At 66.4% G+C, this 17,028-nt stretch carries 19 protein-coding genes, 1 tRNA gene and 1 pseudogene; 16 read left to right on the top strand and 5 right to left on the bottom strand.

Annotated elements, in window-relative coordinates; translation table 11 throughout:
• Window positions 1-269: 269 nt before the first annotated feature.
• Entirely contained in the window at window positions 270-911 is a 642-nt protein-coding gene (locus tag ACSNOB_RS16995) for a hypothetical protein (protein WP_436687528.1), read from the top strand.
• Between the two features lie 103 nt (window positions 912-1,014).
• Window positions 1,015-1,242: a tyrosine-type recombinase/integrase gene (locus ACSNOB_RS16990; RefSeq protein WP_436687541.1), complete on the top strand. Its 228-nt coding sequence runs from the start codon at window positions 1,015-1,017 to the stop codon at window positions 1,240-1,242.
• A gap of 133 nt (window positions 1,243-1,375) precedes the next feature.
• On the opposite strand, the gene ACSNOB_RS16985 is transcribed toward ACSNOB_RS16990, so the two are convergent.
• Window positions 1,376-1,453: transfer RNA gene (locus ACSNOB_RS16985), tRNA-OTHER, on the bottom strand.
• 296 nt (window positions 1,454-1,749) lie between these two features.
• On the opposite strand from ACSNOB_RS16985, the gene ACSNOB_RS16980 reads away from it, so the two are divergent.
• The 3 genes from ACSNOB_RS16980 to ACSNOB_RS16970 all read left to right on the top strand — a co-directional run bounded on the left by ACSNOB_RS16980 (window position 1,750) and on the right by ACSNOB_RS16970 (window position 5,057).
• Entirely contained in the window at window positions 1,750-2,289 is a 540-nt protein-coding gene (locus ACSNOB_RS16980; RefSeq protein WP_436687527.1) for an excalibur calcium-binding domain-containing protein, read from the top strand.
• A gap of 321 nt (window positions 2,290-2,610) precedes the next feature.
• Window positions 2,611-4,098, top strand: coding sequence for an RNA-directed DNA polymerase (locus ACSNOB_RS16975; protein ID WP_436687526.1), 1,488 nt, complete (start codon window positions 2,611-2,613; stop codon window positions 4,096-4,098).
• 62 nt (window positions 4,099-4,160) lie between these two features.
• Entirely contained in the window at window positions 4,161-5,057 is an 897-nt protein-coding gene (locus ACSNOB_RS16970; protein WP_436687525.1) for a hypothetical protein, read from the top strand.
• A gap of 80 nt (window positions 5,058-5,137) precedes the next feature.
• On the opposite strand, the gene ACSNOB_RS16965 is transcribed toward ACSNOB_RS16970, so the two are convergent.
• Together ACSNOB_RS16965 and ACSNOB_RS16960 are read right to left on the bottom strand one after the other, a co-directional pair.
• Window positions 5,138-5,755 (bottom strand): hypothetical protein, encoded by a 618-nt coding sequence (locus ACSNOB_RS16965; protein WP_436687524.1) that lies wholly within the window; start codon window positions 5,753-5,755, stop codon window positions 5,138-5,140.
• A 159-nt stretch (window positions 5,756-5,914) separates the two neighbouring features.
• On the bottom strand, window positions 5,915-6,151 hold the full coding sequence (locus tag ACSNOB_RS16960; RefSeq protein WP_436687523.1) for a hypothetical protein: 237 nt from the start codon (window positions 6,149-6,151) through the stop codon (window positions 5,915-5,917).
• Between the two features lie 1,481 nt (window positions 6,152-7,632).
• Here ACSNOB_RS16960 and ACSNOB_RS16955 point away from each other — a divergent pair.
• On the top strand, window positions 7,633-8,181 hold the full coding sequence (locus tag ACSNOB_RS16955) for a DUF4262 domain-containing protein (protein ID WP_436687522.1): 549 nt from the start codon (window positions 7,633-7,635) through the stop codon (window positions 8,179-8,181).
• Between the two features lie 93 nt (window positions 8,182-8,274).
• Here ACSNOB_RS16955 and ACSNOB_RS16950 read toward each other — a convergent pair whose 3' ends face one another.
• Entirely contained in the window at window positions 8,275-8,826 is a 552-nt protein-coding gene (locus ACSNOB_RS16950) for an NUDIX domain-containing protein (protein WP_436687521.1), read from the bottom strand.
• A gap of 10 nt (window positions 8,827-8,836) precedes the next feature.
• Complete coding sequence (locus ACSNOB_RS16945; RefSeq protein WP_436687520.1) at window positions 8,837-10,168, bottom strand: helix-turn-helix domain-containing protein; 1,332 nt, start codon at window positions 10,166-10,168, stop codon at window positions 8,837-8,839.
• A gap of 219 nt (window positions 10,169-10,387) precedes the next feature.
• On the opposite strand from ACSNOB_RS16945, the gene ACSNOB_RS16940 reads away from it, so the two are divergent.
• The 10 genes and pseudogenes from ACSNOB_RS16940 to ACSNOB_RS16895 all read left to right on the top strand — a co-directional run bounded on the left by ACSNOB_RS16940 (window position 10,388) and on the right by ACSNOB_RS16895 (window position 17,027).
• Entirely contained in the window at window positions 10,388-10,708 is a 321-nt protein-coding gene (locus tag ACSNOB_RS16940) for a hypothetical protein (protein WP_089003163.1), read from the top strand.
• 234 nt (window positions 10,709-10,942) lie between these two features.
• On the top strand, window positions 10,943-11,878 hold the full coding sequence (locus ACSNOB_RS16935; RefSeq protein WP_436687519.1) for a hypothetical protein: 936 nt from the start codon (window positions 10,943-10,945) through the stop codon (window positions 11,876-11,878).
• Window positions 11,879-11,963: 85 nt separating this feature from the next.
• Window positions 11,964-12,826: pseudogene (locus tag ACSNOB_RS16930) on the top strand (FtsK/SpoIIIE domain-containing protein).
• Window positions 12,823-13,032, top strand: coding sequence for a hypothetical protein (locus ACSNOB_RS16925; protein WP_436687518.1), 210 nt, complete (start codon window positions 12,823-12,825; stop codon window positions 13,030-13,032). Before ACSNOB_RS16930 ends, ACSNOB_RS16925 begins: the two are co-directional and overlap by 4 nt.
• Window positions 13,033-13,117: 85 nt before the next feature.
• Entirely contained in the window at window positions 13,118-13,555 is a 438-nt protein-coding gene (locus ACSNOB_RS16920; protein ID WP_436687517.1) for a DUF6197 family protein, read from the top strand.
• Window positions 13,552-13,851 carry a hypothetical protein gene (locus ACSNOB_RS16915; RefSeq protein WP_436687516.1) on the top strand — a complete coding sequence of 100 codons (300 nt, stop codon included), beginning with the start codon at window positions 13,552-13,554 and terminating at the stop codon, window positions 13,849-13,851. The genes ACSNOB_RS16920 and ACSNOB_RS16915 overlap by 4 nt, the downstream gene beginning before the upstream one ends.
• On the top strand, window positions 13,848-14,225 hold the full coding sequence (locus tag ACSNOB_RS16910) for an RRQRL motif-containing zinc-binding protein (protein WP_436687515.1): 378 nt from the start codon (window positions 13,848-13,850) through the stop codon (window positions 14,223-14,225). Before ACSNOB_RS16915 ends, ACSNOB_RS16910 begins: the two co-directional genes overlap by 4 nt.
• Window positions 14,225-14,989 carry a hypothetical protein gene (locus ACSNOB_RS16905; protein WP_436687514.1) on the top strand — a complete coding sequence of 255 codons (765 nt, stop codon included), beginning with the start codon at window positions 14,225-14,227 and terminating at the stop codon, window positions 14,987-14,989. The genes ACSNOB_RS16910 and ACSNOB_RS16905 overlap by 1 nt, the downstream gene beginning before the upstream one ends.
• Window positions 14,986-15,249 carry a hypothetical protein gene (locus ACSNOB_RS16900; RefSeq protein WP_436687513.1) on the top strand — a complete coding sequence of 88 codons (264 nt, stop codon included), beginning with the start codon at window positions 14,986-14,988 and terminating at the stop codon, window positions 15,247-15,249. Before ACSNOB_RS16905 ends, ACSNOB_RS16900 begins: the two co-directional genes overlap by 4 nt.
• Window positions 15,249-17,027, top strand: a complete 1,779-nt coding sequence (locus tag ACSNOB_RS16895; protein WP_436687512.1) for a replication initiator — start codon at window positions 15,249-15,251, stop codon at window positions 17,025-17,027. The genes ACSNOB_RS16900 and ACSNOB_RS16895 overlap by 1 nt, the downstream gene beginning before the upstream one ends.
• The last annotated feature ends 1 nt before the right edge of the window (window position 17,028 follow it).

Genomic DNA, 17,028 nt, shown 5'->3' with positions numbered 1-17,028 from the left:
GGAAGAGCCAGAGCCAATGTCTCGGCCATGGGGAAGCCCCACGGACGGGCCAGGTCGCGGCTGGAACCGGGCCACCGGCTTGGCGGCCTGGTCTTGGCGGTCTCTCGCGGCCTCGGCTGGCCCCTGTCGTCCTCGCCCAATGGCACGCTGATGGCACGCGGTCTGCTTCCCTCGACCTATGTGCGCGTAGTCGAGGTGGCGGCCTACAGACCCGGCTTCGTGAATACCGACCACGGCGCGCCCGGCGGGTGGCCGAGCAGAGAGCAGGCATGTCTACCGAACCGGAACCGGGCCTCGCGCCCGAGGACGCGAGACGCCGCACGACCAAGGTCGATCCCATCATGATGGGTTCCATGGAGGTCACCAAGGACGGGCGAAGCTGGCGGATCGGTACGGCCGGCGACGTCGCATGGATCGTTGGTAAAACCACGGAAGGCTTCTCGATCACCACAGCGATACCGCCGGTGTTCGACGCCTACGCCACCTTCTACCCGCCCGACGGCGTGAGTGTCCAAGCCCATGAACGCGCGGTGATCGACGTACTCACCCAGGACACCCCTGACCAGCCCTGGTGGCTGGGCTATCTCGACACAGGCGCCCACGACATCGTCTTCCCCCTCGCTCCGAAGGTGTCGCTCTACTGGAGCTGGCCCTACGTGCTGGTCGAAGCCGGAGCCGAACAAGCCCTCACCTGGCGGATCGGCCACATGCGCGCCGGCAGGGGATCGTTACCCGATCTGTTCTTCCCTGCAGATCACTCCTGGCTCGTCTCCGCCCTCTGGGACGACGTATGGACCGACATCGGCGGGACCGCCGCACTGATCGCCGCCCTGCACGACAATTTGCTGGTCAACGCTCGCCGGGTCGGGACCGACGAAGACGCCCTTCCGCCAGGACTCACGCGCGACTAGTCACACGCGCAACTCAACATGCTGGCGGATCCCTGAGGGCCGGGGTTAGGGGTGGAACCCCGAGGTCTTCACGAAGGTTGAGCCACAAGGCGGAGCGGCGCACCTGTGGCAAGGACTGGAAGGAGCACAGCCTGGTCTTCACCACCACGATCGGTACGCCGATCGAACCGCGCAACCTCAACCGGCACTTCTCCTCGACACCGCCGGGCTGCGTCGGGTGCGCTTCCATGATCTACGCCACTCGTGCGCAACGCTGCTCTACGAACGGGGCGTACCGATCGAGAAGATCCAGGACTGCTGGGGCGCAGCTCCCCGACCATCACGAGGCTGATCTGCGTCGAGGTGCCCCGGCAGCCCCAGCGGTCGACCACAGACAAGCTCGGTTATCTGTTCGATGCCTGGCGTAGGGGTCACCAAAAGGACTCAGGGCCGGTCTTAATGACCGGCCCTGAGGGTGTTACTGCTGGTGCGCCGCCAGGGACTCGAACCCCGAACCCGCGGATTAAGAGGCACCGCCGGGGTTATGGTCCGTTCTTCCTCGCCTCGGCCGTGCGGGTGGTTAGTAGCAGAGTCCGGACGGTGCCGCGCGCCTCGGTTGCTGTCGCCGTTGCTGTCACCCCGACCTATGCATTTACGAGTCGGTTGCGGAATGCTGGTCCGCCGCCCTGGACCTTCGCCCGACCCTGGTGCGCCCGTTCGCGAGCATTCGCCGACGCTCACCGATTTGGGCTGCTCGCTTGGCTACTCGGCGGGCGTCGATAACCTCACGCACCGATTTGCTGTCAGGGAGCGGACATCCAGGTCGGGGTTGCCGGACTGGAGGTGCACACTGCCCAACGTGAAAACCTCCCGTCCACAGAAGCCCCTCAGTCCCAAGGCTGTCGGCGGGCTGGTCGTCGGCGTCGTGCTTCTCGTCGGCTGCTGCTGCGGCGCGGTCTTCGGCGACGACGATCCGAAGGACGCTGTGTCCTCGGCCCCGACGAATGCCGCCACCTCCGCGAGCCCGCCGGTGCAGCAGCTCGCCTCACTGGCTCCGTCCGCCTCCCCCGCGCGCACCGCCTCGCCTAAGCCGAAGCCCTCGCCGAGCGTCTACTACACCGACTGCGACGCTGTAGAGGCCGCTGGCGTATTCGTGTTGGAGAAGGGCGATCCTGGGTACCGCAAAGCCCTGGACCGCAACGGCGACGGCTTCGCGTGCGACCTTCCGGACGACCCGGAGTACGCGGATGACGGCTCGTCCGGCGGCGACGACAGCGGCGATGTCTATTACGCCAACTGCAGCGAGGCGCGCGCGGCGGGGGCGGCACCGATCCAGCGGGGCGAACCTGGGTATCGCAAGGCCCTGGACCGTGACGGCGACGGCACCGCCTGCGACTGACCCGGGCGAAACCAGAGCCCCAACTCTCCTTCAGCAGTATCCGGCGTACAGGTCGACTCGTCCGTCGCCCACCAGGTCAGCCGCCCTCACTGGCGGCTGATCTGCTGCTTGTCCGGGTGCTGCTGGTCGTCGGTCATCATTGGTCGGCGTTCCACGGCCCGGTGACGGCCCTGACGGCCCAGCGACGGCCCAATAGTGGCTGGCCAAGCCGGGTCGCCTCAGCGAGGATTGGGACTCTTGCCCGATCGAGGAGGGTGCGTCGTGTCTTGGGCCTCATCACTGGACCTGGATAGGGCTCTGGTTGCGTGTCACCAGGACTTGTTGGGTGACTGGTTCCGTGACCCATGGGGCTGGCCCGAGTTGGACTGGGTGGTTTCCACTCGACGTGACCTCATAGAGGAGCGCCTACAAAACACTGATGTCCGGGCCATCTCCAAGATTGATGTCCCAAAGGAGAATTTCGGCATCCGGCCGGCGATGGTTATGGACCCGCTCGACCGACTTGCTTATCAGGCGCTTGTTGGTCACCTCAGCGTGCCGTTGATCGGCGGGATGCATCGCAATGCGTATGGCTGGCGGCTCCCGGTTAAGGGCATGACTGCGGGCCTCTATTCTCCGAACGACAAGCAGTGGGAAAATTACCGCTCCTACTTGTCCCTCTTGGCCGGCAAGTTCGATGTAGCGCTCAAAACCGATATCGTTTCCTGCTTTGCGAGCGTCCCGGTCGATCGGTTGATTGAGGAGATCGAGGGCAAAGTTACTCGGGCGAGCGCTCGACCCATCATCGATCATCTTGTGCCTCGTCTTAAGAGCTGGACCAAGGTCTCCGGTCGGAGCGGCATCCCCCAACGCTTCCAGGCATCAGCTGTGCTCGCGAACCTCTACCTGTCGCAACTAGACGAGGTTCTGGATCACCATTCATCCGAGGTTGATTACGACTCGGGTAAGCGGCGTAGCTTCGTCCGATGGATGGATGATGTGTGGCTCTTCGGTGAGGACGCTGGCAATCTCCGCCGCGCCCAGGTTGAGATCAATAGTGCACTCAATGACATGGGCCTGCACATGAACTCCGGAAAAACTGAACTGCTAGAGGGGAAGCAGGTCGCCCTCAGTGCGCGCGAGGTCGAACACAGCGCAATCGACGAGGAGCTCCTATTCGGGAAGCTTCTCTTCAAAAAGAAGCTCGTCACTAAGCGTCTCGATGAATTGGTGGAGCGGCTAGTTGATGCCAAAGAAACCGCGAGTCGCACCTCGCTAAAGTTCGCCACTACCCGGATGAGAACCTACAAGCACTTTACGAAGGTCGACAATTTCATAGAAGTCGCCATGCGAATGCCGCAAGGCGCTGACTCGCTAGCGCGGCTCTTCAGGGATGCTAAGAGGACTGGCGATATGGAGGACTGGTACATCGAATATCTCGGCAAGCCATGGTCTAAGGTTGAGTGGGCGGCAGCCCAGCTCGGCACCATGTTTCCGTCGCGCGGCAAAGTCGGTCGCCCCATTCAAGAAGAATTCGCCTCCATCCTGTCCCGAGGTGGGTCCTCTCTACCCATGACTGCCGTGGCTGCCCAGCGCCTTGCCAAGTGGAATCGTACGGAGGCGCGGGTTGTGATTGCCGAAGCCGTGAAACGCGCTGAGAACCCGCTTCATCGGCGCGTTCTTGCCCTTGCGGGTCTAGAAGCTGGTTGCTCGCGCACCAACGTTACTAAGTGGCTAAGTGAGTTCCCTGAGAACGCTGTAACCCTGGAACTGCTGCGGGACCGGTCATTCGCCAAACTTCCCTTGAAGCCGGATTTCACTGGCAGCTAGCCGTTTGTTTGAACGAGCACGTCGTTTTGCTGATGCCTTCGGAGAGATCTAGGAGATGTTGCATGGAGCCTCATCCTGGGAATCCTGATACGGATCGGACCTACTGGTCCGAACGGCAAGGCCGTCGACCTGGTGGCTCGATCGGGCAAGCGGCAGTTCGCCGTCTCTTTCTCGTATTGGTGCAGGACTTTGACCGTCGCAATCTTCTGCAAGAATACTTCGGATATGACTGCGTTGACGCTGGCTATGTGCCGGGGTTGATGGGCGAAGAGATCGGGGACCGGATCCTTCTGGATCTCGGTCGGGAAATTGTATGGCCCTTGTCTAGTGCTGAGGTTCAATCATGGGACGAGGACACGCTATTCGACATGATCGAATATCTTTACGACCGCGTTTCCTTGGGGGACGAGACGGCAGGGGGTTTCCACTCGTACTCCGGCTGCGGCTGGCACTACTCGCGCTTCCATGCCGGGCCGGCTCAGGACGAGTACCGTAGGAGGATCAATACTATCCTGCGACGGTGCGAGATTGGATTTCAACTAGGCCAAGACGGCGTAATTGAGCGCACCCTCGTTTCTGGTACCGAGGCGCTAATGAAGAGTGCACCCAAAGGGGTGGATCCGCATAACCGGACTCTCGTCGAAGCGGCAATTAGCAAGTTTCGGAGGAGAGGTGCAACGCCAACCGACCGCCGAGATGCAATTCGCGATCTGGCCGACGTGCTGGAACACTACCGACCCAGCGTGAAGACGCATTTGTTGCCCAAAGATGAGGGTGCCTTCTTCGAGATTGCCAACAAGTTTTGGATTCGCCACAATAAGCCGGATCAGTATAAGGATTACGATCGAGAACTGTGGTGGGCGTGGCTGTTCTACATTTACCTTGCCTCGATCGCGTTGGTAATTCGGCTCGTCGAGAGGCAAAAGACTCTTGAAGACCCGGAGCAACCGGGATCATAGAACGCGGCTGCCCACCGCACTTACCATCCCGATGCTCCTATGGACGTCAACCCCGATCCCTTGACGAGCAGTTGCGGTGGTTATGCCTCCTCGTCCTTTGTCACGACCACTTTCACGCTGTAGAGTTCGGGGACGTCGTCGGCGGCGTGCTGGGCGTCCTGGGCGTTGACGAGTAGAGTCATTAGCAGGTCCCGCATGCCAGCGACTGCATCGTAGCCCGGTACGTCGACCGAATTTTCTCCCCGGTGTTTGGGTGCCTCCCAGACTTTGTCGACGTGCATGTAGAGGTCGAATCGCACCTTCGCTTGGGCGGCGCGCTCCTCTGGGGTGAGCATCGCTAGAAACTCTTGGTCCAGGCGTGTGAACGCGTCGCCGAGCTGCTGCGCGGCGCTCTGAAACTGCTCATCACTCAGTTCGTCGTCTGACACATCGGACTCCTCGCTCATGGAGACTGCGGGATTAATGGCACGGGCGATACGTCGGGGCCGGCCGGCGGCGACGGTCGCCACGACGACCGCGAGCAGGATGAGAGCGAGGCCCCACCGTGGCTCGGACGGCATCACTGACGGCGTCTTCCAGCCGTTGGTTTCATAGAACGACGGGATGATCGCGTACCAGCCGATGCCGGCTAGGGCAACAAGTTGGACCAGTTGAAGCATCGCGGAGCCGCCAGGACGGAGCTTCGGAGGCGAAGTCATCGCCCAATGCTCCCGCTCGGATTCAATCGACGCCAGTACCCGTGACGTTCCGAGTCGTGGGCTCGCTTGAAGAACCTGAGACCCCTTGCTCGCAAGGCAACCAACAGGTCGTTTCGACCTGCTGGCCATCGTGCCGCGACCTGGTGTCCGCGCTGGTCGTCACTCACGCTCCCTCCGGTGTTCGAGAAGGTGCTCCAAGTCGTCGACTTCGCCGTCGCCTGGTCGCGGGAGGATGTTCTTGGGAGAACCGTCAGCGCGGAACGCCTTCTCAACCAGGGGCTTCGCACAGCCATCCGAGTAATGCGACTTGTGGCTCCCTGCACGGCGCTGCATGATCCAGAAGACTATGCCCCAGCCCACGAAGACGATCAGTCCTACCGCGATCAACCACTGCACCCATCCCACCCCTGGACTCCCTTCGCGCTGCCGCCAACTCATACACCCGCCAAAGAGGGTAGATCAGGCGGTAGTCAATCCGTCACACAGAGACGCTAGTCTTTTTCTATGGATCTGGCGCTTCGCTCGTCGCGGGCAGCTGAGTCCCTGACCAAGTGGCTCGCGCCCCTCTCCTTCACTGACTGGTCAGCACCACGGGTCACCACGGCACTGACGCAAGGCGTTGTGGACTGGGGCGTTGCACACGGTTGGCGCGTCCGGCGGGAAGTCCCTAGCATCGCGGGCCTGCCCGGCGCGCATCCGGACCGGCCCGGCTACCTCGACGTGGTCTGTGAGCGCCTAGGAGCGCCACCGATCGCCGTCGAGATCGACAGGACCGACAAGCAATGGTCGTCACGCAAACTGCTCTGCGAAGCCGACGCGGGAGCTGTCGCAGTCTGGGTTCGCTGGGGTAGCCCACGGACCTGGATCGTGCCGCGACCGGTCGCCCTGGTTGACATACCCACCACCCGCCGCCGCGTCGCTGGCCGGCTCCTCTACTCCCGCGCCGAGACGGACGCGGCGCTCGCTGCGGCGGCACCAGCACCAGCACCAGCACCAGCACCAGCACCAGCCGCGGCTTCTCGCTGCCACGCCACCACGCGCAAGGGCGCTCCCTGTCCCATCAACCCACGCCCGTCGGGCCTCTGCCACGTCCACGATCCAGCGGTGCAGTGCGGAGCTCGGAAGAAGAACGGGCAGCGGTGCGGCAACGCCACCGGCGGCGGTCGCTGCGCTACCCACCAGAACAGTCCCATGTACGACAGCGCAGCCACCCTGCTTTAGCCGGCGGCAGCAGCCCCGACCGGTGTTGCCATCCCGTCTGCCGTCGACCCGCCCTCCTGGGGAGCGGGCCGCCGCCCGGCCCGCCACGTCAAGACGGCCTTGACGCACGGTCGGACGCTGGCGGGTCGGGCGGTGGTCTGCTCGGCTTGCCCGGGTCGTCGGCTGGCGGGATGGCCCGCGCAACCACCCACGGACCGCAACCCGCCGACGGGGTTGCAACCATCTCGGAGCCCGAGCGCCCCCGCCGGAGGCGCAGTAACCGCAACCCCGCCACCCGCCGCCAGCTCGCCGACGCGGCCGGCGTGCGCTCCCCTACGCCGCGCGGGCTCGTGGCCGCGCGGCCCGGCCGGCTGCCGGCCCACCACACCCACAGTCAACGTTCTGTCGTTCTGCGGCGGCCACTTGGGCTTTCCGCTCTCCGCGCCAGCCGCCGGGCGTGTTGCGTGGCCGGAGTCGGAGCGCCAGCGGAGCGACGGACGCGCGCCCAGGCGGCGGCGCGTGCGGCCCGTTCAGGGCCGCCTTGAAGACGTACAGAAAGTTTGAACCACTTCGCCGGCAGCCGGCTGTCCGGTCTCGGGACCTGCGTGACAGATCGGTATCAGGACCTGCGTAACGCCCGGAGCGGCGACGGCGTCACGCGGCCCTACGATCACGGCGTGAATCAAGCTCAGTCGGTCTGCCACTGCATCCTCTGCCACGACTACGGCGACTCAGCCGATCGGCACCCGATGGAGCTACGAACGATCGGGCACATCCAGCAGCACGGCTGGAGCGTCAAGATGATCCCCGAGGATGACAAGGGACCTGGTTGGGCCTACACGGTCGGGCTCTGGCACACCCTCCGCATGCCGGAACTCGCTATGTTCGGCCTTGACGTTGATGTGTTGAAGGCGTGCCTCAACGACCTGGGCACTAAGGCGGCCAACGGTGTCGCTCTAGAGGCCGAGCAGGTGCGCGACGGTGTCATCAGGCGGTACCCGGTCCACCTCAAGTCGATCGACTACCGCTGGTACAAGGCGTTCTTTGGCCAGGCCATCGCCTTCTATCGCAGGCCACCGCTGCCCTTCCTGCAAGTCATCTGGCCCGATCGTCAGGGCCGGTTTCACTGGGACCACGAGAGCGGCGAGCCTCTCCAGCACTGTCAGCCTCAGCTCTGGAAGCGGCCCGAGGACCATCCAATGGGCGTCTGGACGCAGGATCTCTAGATCGCCTAGCCGAAAGTGTCACTCACGTCTTGAGACCGCTCTGTCACACACGTCCTGAGACCCGACATCGCCGGCAGCCGGCCGCCAGCTTGGCTACTGGGACCGGCCGAACTCGGCGTAGTGCGGCTGGTCATCGTCGAGTGCGTCGAGTGCAGCTCGTACCCGGCGTGCCATGGACGGCCGGAGAAGCGGCACCGCGTCGTCGTAGGCCAGGAACCGTAGACCTTTGAGTTCGTCATCGGTCGGCTTGAGGGCAGCGGCCTGGTCTTCGTCGAGCTGCCCGCCGTCGAAGATGAACATGATGCCGTCGGGCCAGACTCCGTGAGCCGGAATCCAGTCGACGACCAGCAGTCGGTTGACAGGGAGATCGAGGCCGATCTCTTCGCGGATCTCCCGGCGACACGCGGCCAGCGGCGATTCATTGGCGTCGGCCACGCCTCCTGGGATGTCGAGGAACGGCTTGTACCCCGGCACCACGAACAGCACCCTGCCGGCGGGATCACGGATCAGGGCGCCGCCGGCTACCCGCTTGCGGGGCAGCCGCCCAGCGATGCCTGGGTTGAACTCGCGTTCCGGCTCGCCCTCAGCGAGGAGGTCCTCGGCCAACGTCACGGCATTACCGTACTGAACACCGGGCAGGGTCACCTCATGCACCTCAGCCGGCCAGGAGCAAATCAGCGCGCTGCTGGAAGTCCCTGACGGCGGCCTGCCGCTCGTGCGGTGCGAGCTGCCGCCGAAGCTGTGTCAGGTGCTCTCGGGATCGATGAGACGTCAGCCCGGCGGCCGATTCGACTGCCGTCGTTGCAAAGGCTGCTGACTGCTCGATGTCGCCGTCTAGGAATGCCACGCGAGCCAGCTGGACGGCACCGTAGACGCGCCGGCGGGCTTGGTCCTTCGTGTTCTCCCAGACTAGTTGCAGCATGGGCCGTGCTTCCTTGGCCTTGCCGAGCTCGACCCAGCAGGTGCCCGCATGGCTGGCGAACAGCACATCACCCCAGTGCCTGCTCCACTCGGGGCCTTCGTCTGGGACAACTTGGTTGAAGCTCTGCTCCGCGCGAAGCAGCGCCGCAGTGCAGCCCGCTACGTCGCCTTGGGCGGCAAAGGCTCGTGCTTCGAAGATGCATGCTTCGGTAACTGCGACCGGCATGCCGGCCCGGGTGCTTGTGTCCCGGGCTACCTGGGCGAGTCGGAGTGCCTGGTCGGGTCGGCGAAGGTACAGGGCCTGGTCAGCCATGCTGGTCAGAACGTAGGCCGCATAAGCCTTATCACCGGCTGCCTCCGCGAAACGCAGTGCTTGAATGAAGTACCGCTGCGCCAAAGAGTGCCGCGATGTGTCGTAGGCCATCCATCCGATCAGCTCACAAAGCACTGCGGTCGCACTGAACAGTTCCCGCTCAATAGGTGCTGGCTTCGGCGCATGAACCTTCGGGATGACGCGGTCCCGCAGGTATCGCACTGCCATCATTCGGCAGTGCTCGCCGCCGAATTTCCGGTCAAGCCCGTCAAAGGTGCTAGTCATTGCGCGGACTTCTTCTACATCGTATGGAGAGACTGATTGGCCGCTAGTCGGGAGGTCCGTCACAGAAGCACCAAAGAGCCAGTCGAGGCAAGCTGCGTTCAACGCGTCCGGCATGTATTTGCCGAGGGTCACGGCGGTGTGCTTCATGTCGTCGAACCGCGTCAAATCGCCAAGGGTTGACGCGGCCTGACTCAACGAGGCGCTGTAGATGAGGCCGATGTCAGAACGGACCCGGTCCGTTCCGCCACTGAGCCCCAGCTCGGCGGCGTCCCGTGCGTATGCCTCGCACAGCAGAGAGCGGTACGGGTCAGACGCGTCTCGTTCGCCGCTTTCCCACGCTGAGATCATGCGTAGCAGGCTGGCCCGTGTCGCCAGTGTGTGCCGCCCCTGCGCCAGCCGCTCCAGTTCGTGGGCCAGCCGCGCTTTCGACCAACCCTTGTCTTGTCGCGCTTGCCGTAGCGGCGTCATGAACCATCCCCGATCGGTACGCAGACACAATTCGCCCGATCCACCATGCCCTATTTGTTGTGTCAATTGCAAGGGGTGCGTCATCCCTCGTCACTACCGGCCATCCCTCGCCGTGTGCGTCCTGTCCCGCCACCTGCTTGGGCAGCCCGGCATGCGTTTTTCTTGATGCACGGGTGAGAGACACCCGGGGCAACTAAGCCCTCTGCCCAAGGAGCAGACATGAAGCTGTACGTGGACACCCAGAGCAAGCAGGTCCAGGTGACGAAGGACCCGGAGCCGAAGAACGACCAGAACGGCAACCAGCGGTCGGAGAAGAACACCGGCCGGCTCATGTGGTCTACCCAGGTCTTCGTTCTCGACGAGACCGGCGGCGAGATCATCACCATCACCACGGCGGGTGAGAAGCCGGGCGTGACGGTGGGACAGCTCGTCGCTGTCGAGCAGTTGGAGGCCATTCCGTGGGCGACCAACGGGCGTAACGGCGTCGCGTTCCGCGCCATCTCGCTGAAGCCGAAGGCTGGTACGTCGGCGGCTAAGTAGGTCCCTCGCTCACCGCGCTGTGTGAGCCTCTGGTGTCTGACGCGAAGCGGCCTGATGGTCCGCTGATCTGAGATCCAAGGTCCGGGAGTGGTTTCGACTCCTACATTCCCGGCCCGTCACCACCTGTGGTGGTGGCATCCCCGTAAGAGAGCTGGCGCGGGGTCGGTCCGACTCCTACATCTGCCGACCCCGTGCCCTCCAACTCATCCACCCTCGTGCAAGGGAGGACTCGTCGTGTCCAAGTCTAGCCCCCGCCGCCCCTTCGGGCGCGGCAGCGCAACGGTGACGGTCATCGAGGCCAAGGTTCACCGTTCCTCGGCCAGGAATGCTCGCCTGGCGTTCATCCTGACGGCGGTCATCGTCGGCCTTCTCGCGGCCGTGGTGGCCGCTTCTTACATGCACCCCATCCTCGCCCTCATCGTCGGCGCGCTCATCGGCGTCCCGACTGGCGGCCTCGCCTGGGTGCTGGTGCGCATCTGGCCGGTGCTGCGGCTGCTGTGGTGGTGGCTTCCCGAGATCGTGCTCACCACCGCCGCCATCACCTTCTGGGTGCAGCTGGCCGACCACACTCCCGGCCCGGTGACCCTCGTGGTCGTGGCCCTGGTCGTCGGCGTCCCCGCCGCCATCCCGGCCACCCGCCGCGCCCTGGTCGCCTGGATCTGGGTCTTCGTGGTCCGCCACCGCCTGCGCGTGTGCTTCGCGCAGTTCATCATCGCCAATCAGTCCGGCAGCCTGCCGCTGATCCTCTGGGCCAAGCCCACCCCAGTCGGTGAGCGCGTCTGGGTCTACCTACGCCCCGGCCTCTCGATGACCGACCTGGAAGGCCGCCTCGACCGCATCGCGGTCGCCTGCCACGCCTCCACCGCCCTCGTCGAGCGGGCCTCCGACGGCAACTCCGCCTACCTGCGGTTCGACATCAAACGCCGCGAGGTCTTGACGGCCAACGTGTCGTCTCCGCTAGTCGACGTCATCGACCCGACCACCCCGGCCGCCGACCGGCCGATGCCGGTCGTACCGACGGCTCTGGACCTTCCCGACGTCGACGCACCCACCATCACCCTGCCCACCCAGGGCAACCCGGCCACGAAGAAGCCGGCCCCCACCGCCAACGGCACCAAGCCCGCGGCTACGTCCTCGACGCCCGAGGACGACGTCTCCGACTGGATCTAACCCACCACACCAACCGGGACGCGAGGAGCCATCTCGGCTCGTCCGTGTGGCTTCTCGCGCCCACCAAGCCCAAGGAGGGCACAGCATGACCACCGCTACCGCCCCGACTGCCGGTATTCCGGTGGGGCCTGGCCTGTCGATGTTCGACCCCATCTTCGTGGGCATCGACGAGTTCGGTCAGCCCGTCTACATCACCCTCGCCTACCGCAACCTCCTCGCTGGCGGCGAACCCGGCGGAGGCAAGTCCGGCCTGCTCAACACCATCGCCGCCCACGCCGCCCTCTCCGTCGACAGCCGCTTGGTCCTGTTGGACGGCAAGCTCGTCGAACTCGGGCAGTGGGAAGACTGCGCCGACGCGTTCATCGGCCCCGACATCACCGAAGCCCTGACCGTCCTGCGACGGCTCCAGGTCGTGATGAACAACCGCTACGCCTGGCTGCGCGCTCACGGGCGCCGCAAGCTCACCGCCCTCGACGGCCTGTCGGTCATCACCGTCCTCGTCGACGAAATCGCCTTCTACTCCGCCACCGTCGGCACCAAGCAGGAACAAGAAGAGTTCGTCGCCCTGCTGCGTGACCTCGTCGCCCGGGGCCGGGCCGCCGGCATCCCCGTCGTGGCCGCGACTCAGCGGCCCAGCTTCGACATCATCCCCACCAGCCTGCGGGACCTGTTCGGCTACCGCGCCGCGTTCCGCTGCACCACCCCCAACAGCTCGAACATCGTGCTCGGTCACGGCTGGGCCGAGCAGGGCTACTCCGCCACCGACATCCAGCCCACCAACCAAGGAGCGGCGTACCTCATCGCCGAAGGCGGCGTCCCCCGCCCATCAAGGTCGCCTACCTCACCGACGGCCAGATCGCCGGCATCGCCGACTACGCCGCCTGGATCCGCCGACCCACCGCACTGACCACCCCCGCCACCACGGCAGACCTGGGGGTGGCGGCATGACCACCCGCGAACGCGCATACGCCCGCGCCAGCAACCAGCGCGCCGCCCAATACACCGAAATGTGGATCGTCGGCACCCCTGAGGACCTGGCCGTGATGCTCCACGCCGCCAACCAAACCGGGCGGCTCGTCTACGTCTCCGCACCCCACCAGATGGGGCCAGACGACACCCGCCACCGCCGCTACCTGCGGCTCCGCACCCAATAACCGGCCGACAGGACCAGACGCACGCCTGCCAGCAATCGCTGGTCCTGCCGACCTCCACCAACAGCCCCGAAAGGACGTGGCTGCCATGAAGGCTACCCACAACCCACCCACCGCAGTACAGGTCAGCCCGGCTGACCTGCTGCGGATGGCTGCCCTCTACCTACGCCGGCACGGCTGGCACCAGGGCACCTACTACGCCCCCATCAACACCCCGACCCCGCCGGCCTGCGCCGCCGGGGCCATCGGCATCGCCTGCGCCGGCCACCGCGTCGAACACTTCTCCCAGCTCGACGGCGACACCCTCGCCGACTACCTCACCACCCTCGCGGTGTTCGTCGACTACCTCGACGCCTTCGCACCGGTCTTCCACCTCGACGAAGACGGCCACCTCCTCGACGAGCACACCTCCCCGTACTCGTGGAACGACGACCCGGCCCGCACCGCCGAGCAGGTCATCACGGCCCTTGAAACGGCCGCTGACGAATGGGACCGCCTCCACCAGCAGGGAGGCGAGAACCGATGAACACCGTCAAGAAGACCTTGACGCCTGTCCCCCGACAGCAGCGACGTCGGGAGGTCGTCGAGAACGACGAGTTCGCCGCCTTCGCACGGCGCATCATCCGCGCTCACGGCCGCCGCGTCGCCACCGGCGACGTCGAAGCCCTCCGCGACCTCGTCGCACTCTCGGCCGACCTCGACCAGGCCATCACCGACGCCGTGATCGGGCTGCGAACCTTCGGCTACTCCTGGGCCGAAATCGGCTCCCGCCTCGGCATCTCCCGGCAGGCCGCCCAGCAGCGCTGGGGAGGCCAGTCATGACCACCCTCGCCGACGCTCCTACCGGTCTGGCCGTCGAGTTCTACGACCCGACCGGCACCCGCTACGGGTTCCCCACCTTCCCCTTCCAGTCGGCCCCTGCCGGGCTGGCTACTCGTCGGCAACTCCGCGCCGCCGGCCTCCGGCCCGGCGGTCACGAGCCGGTCGCGCAGATCCTCTGGCGACGCGGCAAGCGCGTCGCCTACCTCTACCGCCTCGACCTCGCCGCACCCAAGCGCACCGCCACGCCCGCGCAGCGGGAGGCCATCGCCAAGGCGCTTCGCGCCCGCCGCACCTGCCGGGTCTGCGGGCTGGTCCAGCCCTACTACATCCCCCGCCGCTACGGCTGCTGCCTCGACTGCCACGGAGGCCACTGATGCCCGCGAACACCACGACCAACCGGGGCACCCGCGTCGAGGGTGTCGTCCTGGTCCTCATCCTCCTCACCGTCGCCGGCTTCGCCGGAGCCGCCTCCTTCACCCACGTCAAAGACTGGACCCTCGCCAACTCTCCGACCGGAACCGGGGCTTGGTTCGGCTGGGCCAACGCCGTCATCTCCGAACTCGTCCCCATCGCCGCCCTACTGACCATCCGCCGACGCCGCCGCACCGGAGGCCCGATCGGCTACCCGCTGTTCCTACTCATCGCCGCCGCCGGCCTCTCCCTCGCCGCACAACTCGCGGTCGCCAAGCCCGGCCCGTCCGGATGGCTCCTGTCCGCCGTCCCCGCCCTGGCGTTCATGGCCCTGGTCAAACTCGTCCTCGCCCCGACCCCTACTCGGTCAGACGACACCATGCCGGCCGTCAAGCCGGCCGAGCCGATCCACGTCCAGGTGGCCGAACAGGTCACCACCGAACCGCCGGCTGCCATCACCCCCGCACCCGAACCGACCCCGGCACCCGAACCGGCCCCGGTCGCTGAGCCGACCGTCACGCCGGCTGTTGAGCCGGAACCCGTCACCGTGCCGGCCCCCGAGCCGGTCGACGTCCCCAACCACCTGCTGCCGATGGCGCGGTTCGCCGCCGTGCAGCACGAACAGGCCACCGGTCACCCGATCACCCCGGACGAACTGGCCGACCGGCTCGACGTCGCCCCGGCCGTCGCCGGGCAGCTCCTCGCCATCGCCCGAGGTGCCCGATGACCATCCACCTCGTCGACATCGAACACGTCGAGCACAACTGCCCGGCTCACCCTGAGCCGCACCCGTACGACACCCGCCGGACGCTCGTCGACGTCACCCCCGGCGGACCCTGCCGCGCACCGGTCACCATCCGCTGCGGCAACACCACCACCCAGATTGCCTGTCACCGGCACGAGCCGGCCAAGCGCCAGTGCGGCGCCTGCCGGGTCATCGTCACCGAACGCACCATCACCACCCGCACCCCTGAGGTGTCGGCTTGATGGCGTCGACGCTGGACCTCACACCCCGTGTCTCGGCCCGGGGTGTGGGCTCGAACGCCGACACCATCGTCTACGGCTACACCGCCGCCGGGTCCGCCTTCGAACGTGCCACCCGGCCGGACTACTTCGGCTGGCTGGAACACGTCCGGGCCGCCGCCGGCTGCACTCGCCCCATCCGCCTCGCCGGGCAGATCCTCACCGTCGACGCCTCAACGGGCCGGGTCCTGGATCAGCGGCACACCGACGGCATGCCCGACGCCGCCATCTACACCGCCTGCGGCAACCGCCGCGCTACCGTCTGCCCGTCCTGCGCCCACACCTACCAGCGCGACGCGTTCCAGCTCCTGCGCGCTGGCCTCGTCGGCGGCAAGGGCGTCCCGGAGACGGTCGCCTCGCATCCGGCCGTGTTCGCCACGTTCACCGCACCGTCCTTCGGGCCGGTCCACGTGCGGGTGGTCAAGCGGCACACCTGCGGCAACCGCCGCCGCTGCGACTGCCGCGCCGAACCGTGCCACGCTCGCCGCGACGCTGGCGTCTGCGCTCACGGCCGCCCCGCTGTCTGCTGGGCGCGCCACGAGTCCGGTGATGCCGTTCTCGGTCGGCCGTTGTGCCTGGACTGCTACGACCACGACCACCAGGTCGTGTGGAACCTCTTCTCCGGGGAGCTGTGGCACCGCACCAAGCAAGCCGCGCAACGTCACCTCGCCAAGCTCGCCCGTCGCCGCGGCATCCCTCGCGTCGAGGTCGTCACCGCCTCCGGCAATATCCGCAAGGTCCCGCCGGTCCGGCTGTCGCCCGGGAAGGTCGCCGAACTCCAGGCACGGGGAGCGGTCCACTTCCACGCCATCGCCCGCCTCGACGGCGTCGAGCCGGCCGACCCCGACGCGATCGTTCCCCCGCCAGCCGGGTTCACCGTCGCCGACCTCGTCGACGCGCTCCAGCACGCCGCCGCACAGATCGCCTTCCACACGCCGGCACACCCTGACCGGCCCGATGGCTGGCCGATCGCCTGGGGCGAGCAGGTCGACCTGCGGCCGATCAGCACCACCGGTGAGGGTGAGGTCACCGACGGCCTGGTCGCCGGCTACCTTGCCAAGTACGCCACCAAGAGCACCGAGGCCACCGGGCACACCTCCACCCGCCTCGACGCCGAATCGATCGGGGACTACGCCGACCCCGACGGCGACCACACCGCCCGTCTCATCGACGCCTGCTGGCGCATCGGCCGACCCACCGGCACCCCTGTGCCGCTGTCCGAGCGGCCCCGCGACCCTCGGCCCCGGCCTGGCTTCGTCGACCGCTGGGAGTGCCCCGACTGCGGCACCCACACCCGCTACGCCGCCTGCCCCGTCTGCGTCGCCGAGCGTCAAGCCAGCCTTGACACCGAATCGACGAAACCGGCCAACACCAACCCGTACGCCCGGCTGCGCCGGTGGGCGCACATGCTCGGCTTCGGCGGCCACTTCCTGACCAAGGGCCGCCGCTACTCGGTGACGTTCCGACTCCTGCGCGATAGCCGCGTCAGCTTCCGCCGGCACGAGGACCAGGTCCACGAGCACCCTGCCGCCAGCGGCCCTCCCGTCGACCACCACGACGACGACACCACCCTCATCGTCGGCACCCTCACCTTCGCCGGCGTCGGCTGGCACACCACCGGCGACGCGCTGCTCGCCAACAGTGCCGCCGCCATGGCCAGAGAGCGACGAACCACCGGCCGCGAAGAACTCGCCCACGAACTCGCCACCACCCCGGCCGGCACCGCGCCGGCCGCCGCGTGAT

Source organism: Micromonospora sp. URMC 106 (assembly GCF_051386395.1).
Lineage (GTDB): Bacteria > Actinomycetota > Actinomycetes > Mycobacteriales > Micromonosporaceae > Micromonospora.
The sequence above is the reverse complement of the archived record's forward strand: the minus strand, read 5'-3'. Positions and strand labels throughout refer to the sequence as shown.

Bases quoted from the DNA above. Each gene is read 5' to 3' on its own strand.
- ACSNOB_RS16995 (WP_436687528.1), top strand. From the start codon at position 270: ATGTCTACCGAACCGGAACCGGGCCTCGCGCCCGAGGACGCGAGACGC.
- ACSNOB_RS16970 (WP_436687525.1), top strand. From the start codon at position 4,161: ATGGAGCCTCATCCTGGGAATCCTGATACGGATCGGACCTACTGGTCC.
- ACSNOB_RS16965 (WP_436687524.1), bottom strand. From the start codon at position 5,755: ATGACTTCGCCTCCGAAGCTCCGTCCTGGCGGCTCCGCGATGCTTCAA.
- ACSNOB_RS16945 (WP_436687520.1), bottom strand. From the start codon at position 10,168: ATGACGCCGCTACGGCAAGCGCGACAAGACAAGGGTTGGTCGAAAGCG.
- ACSNOB_RS16940 (WP_089003163.1), top strand. From the start codon at position 10,388: ATGAAGCTGTACGTGGACACCCAGAGCAAGCAGGTCCAGGTGACGAAG.
- ACSNOB_RS16925 (WP_436687518.1), top strand. From the start codon at position 12,823: ATGACCACCCGCGAACGCGCATACGCCCGCGCCAGCAACCAGCGCGCC.
- ACSNOB_RS16920 (WP_436687517.1), top strand. From the start codon at position 13,118: ATGAAGGCTACCCACAACCCACCCACCGCAGTACAGGTCAGCCCGGCT.
- ACSNOB_RS16915 (WP_436687516.1), top strand. From the start codon at position 13,552: ATGAACACCGTCAAGAAGACCTTGACGCCTGTCCCCCGACAGCAGCGA.
- ACSNOB_RS16910 (WP_436687515.1), top strand. From the start codon at position 13,848: ATGACCACCCTCGCCGACGCTCCTACCGGTCTGGCCGTCGAGTTCTAC.
- ACSNOB_RS16905 (WP_436687514.1), top strand. From the start codon at position 14,225: ATGCCCGCGAACACCACGACCAACCGGGGCACCCGCGTCGAGGGTGTC.
- ACSNOB_RS16900 (WP_436687513.1), top strand. From the start codon at position 14,986: ATGACCATCCACCTCGTCGACATCGAACACGTCGAGCACAACTGCCCG.
- ACSNOB_RS16895 (WP_436687512.1), top strand. From the start codon at position 15,249: ATGGCGTCGACGCTGGACCTCACACCCCGTGTCTCGGCCCGGGGTGTG.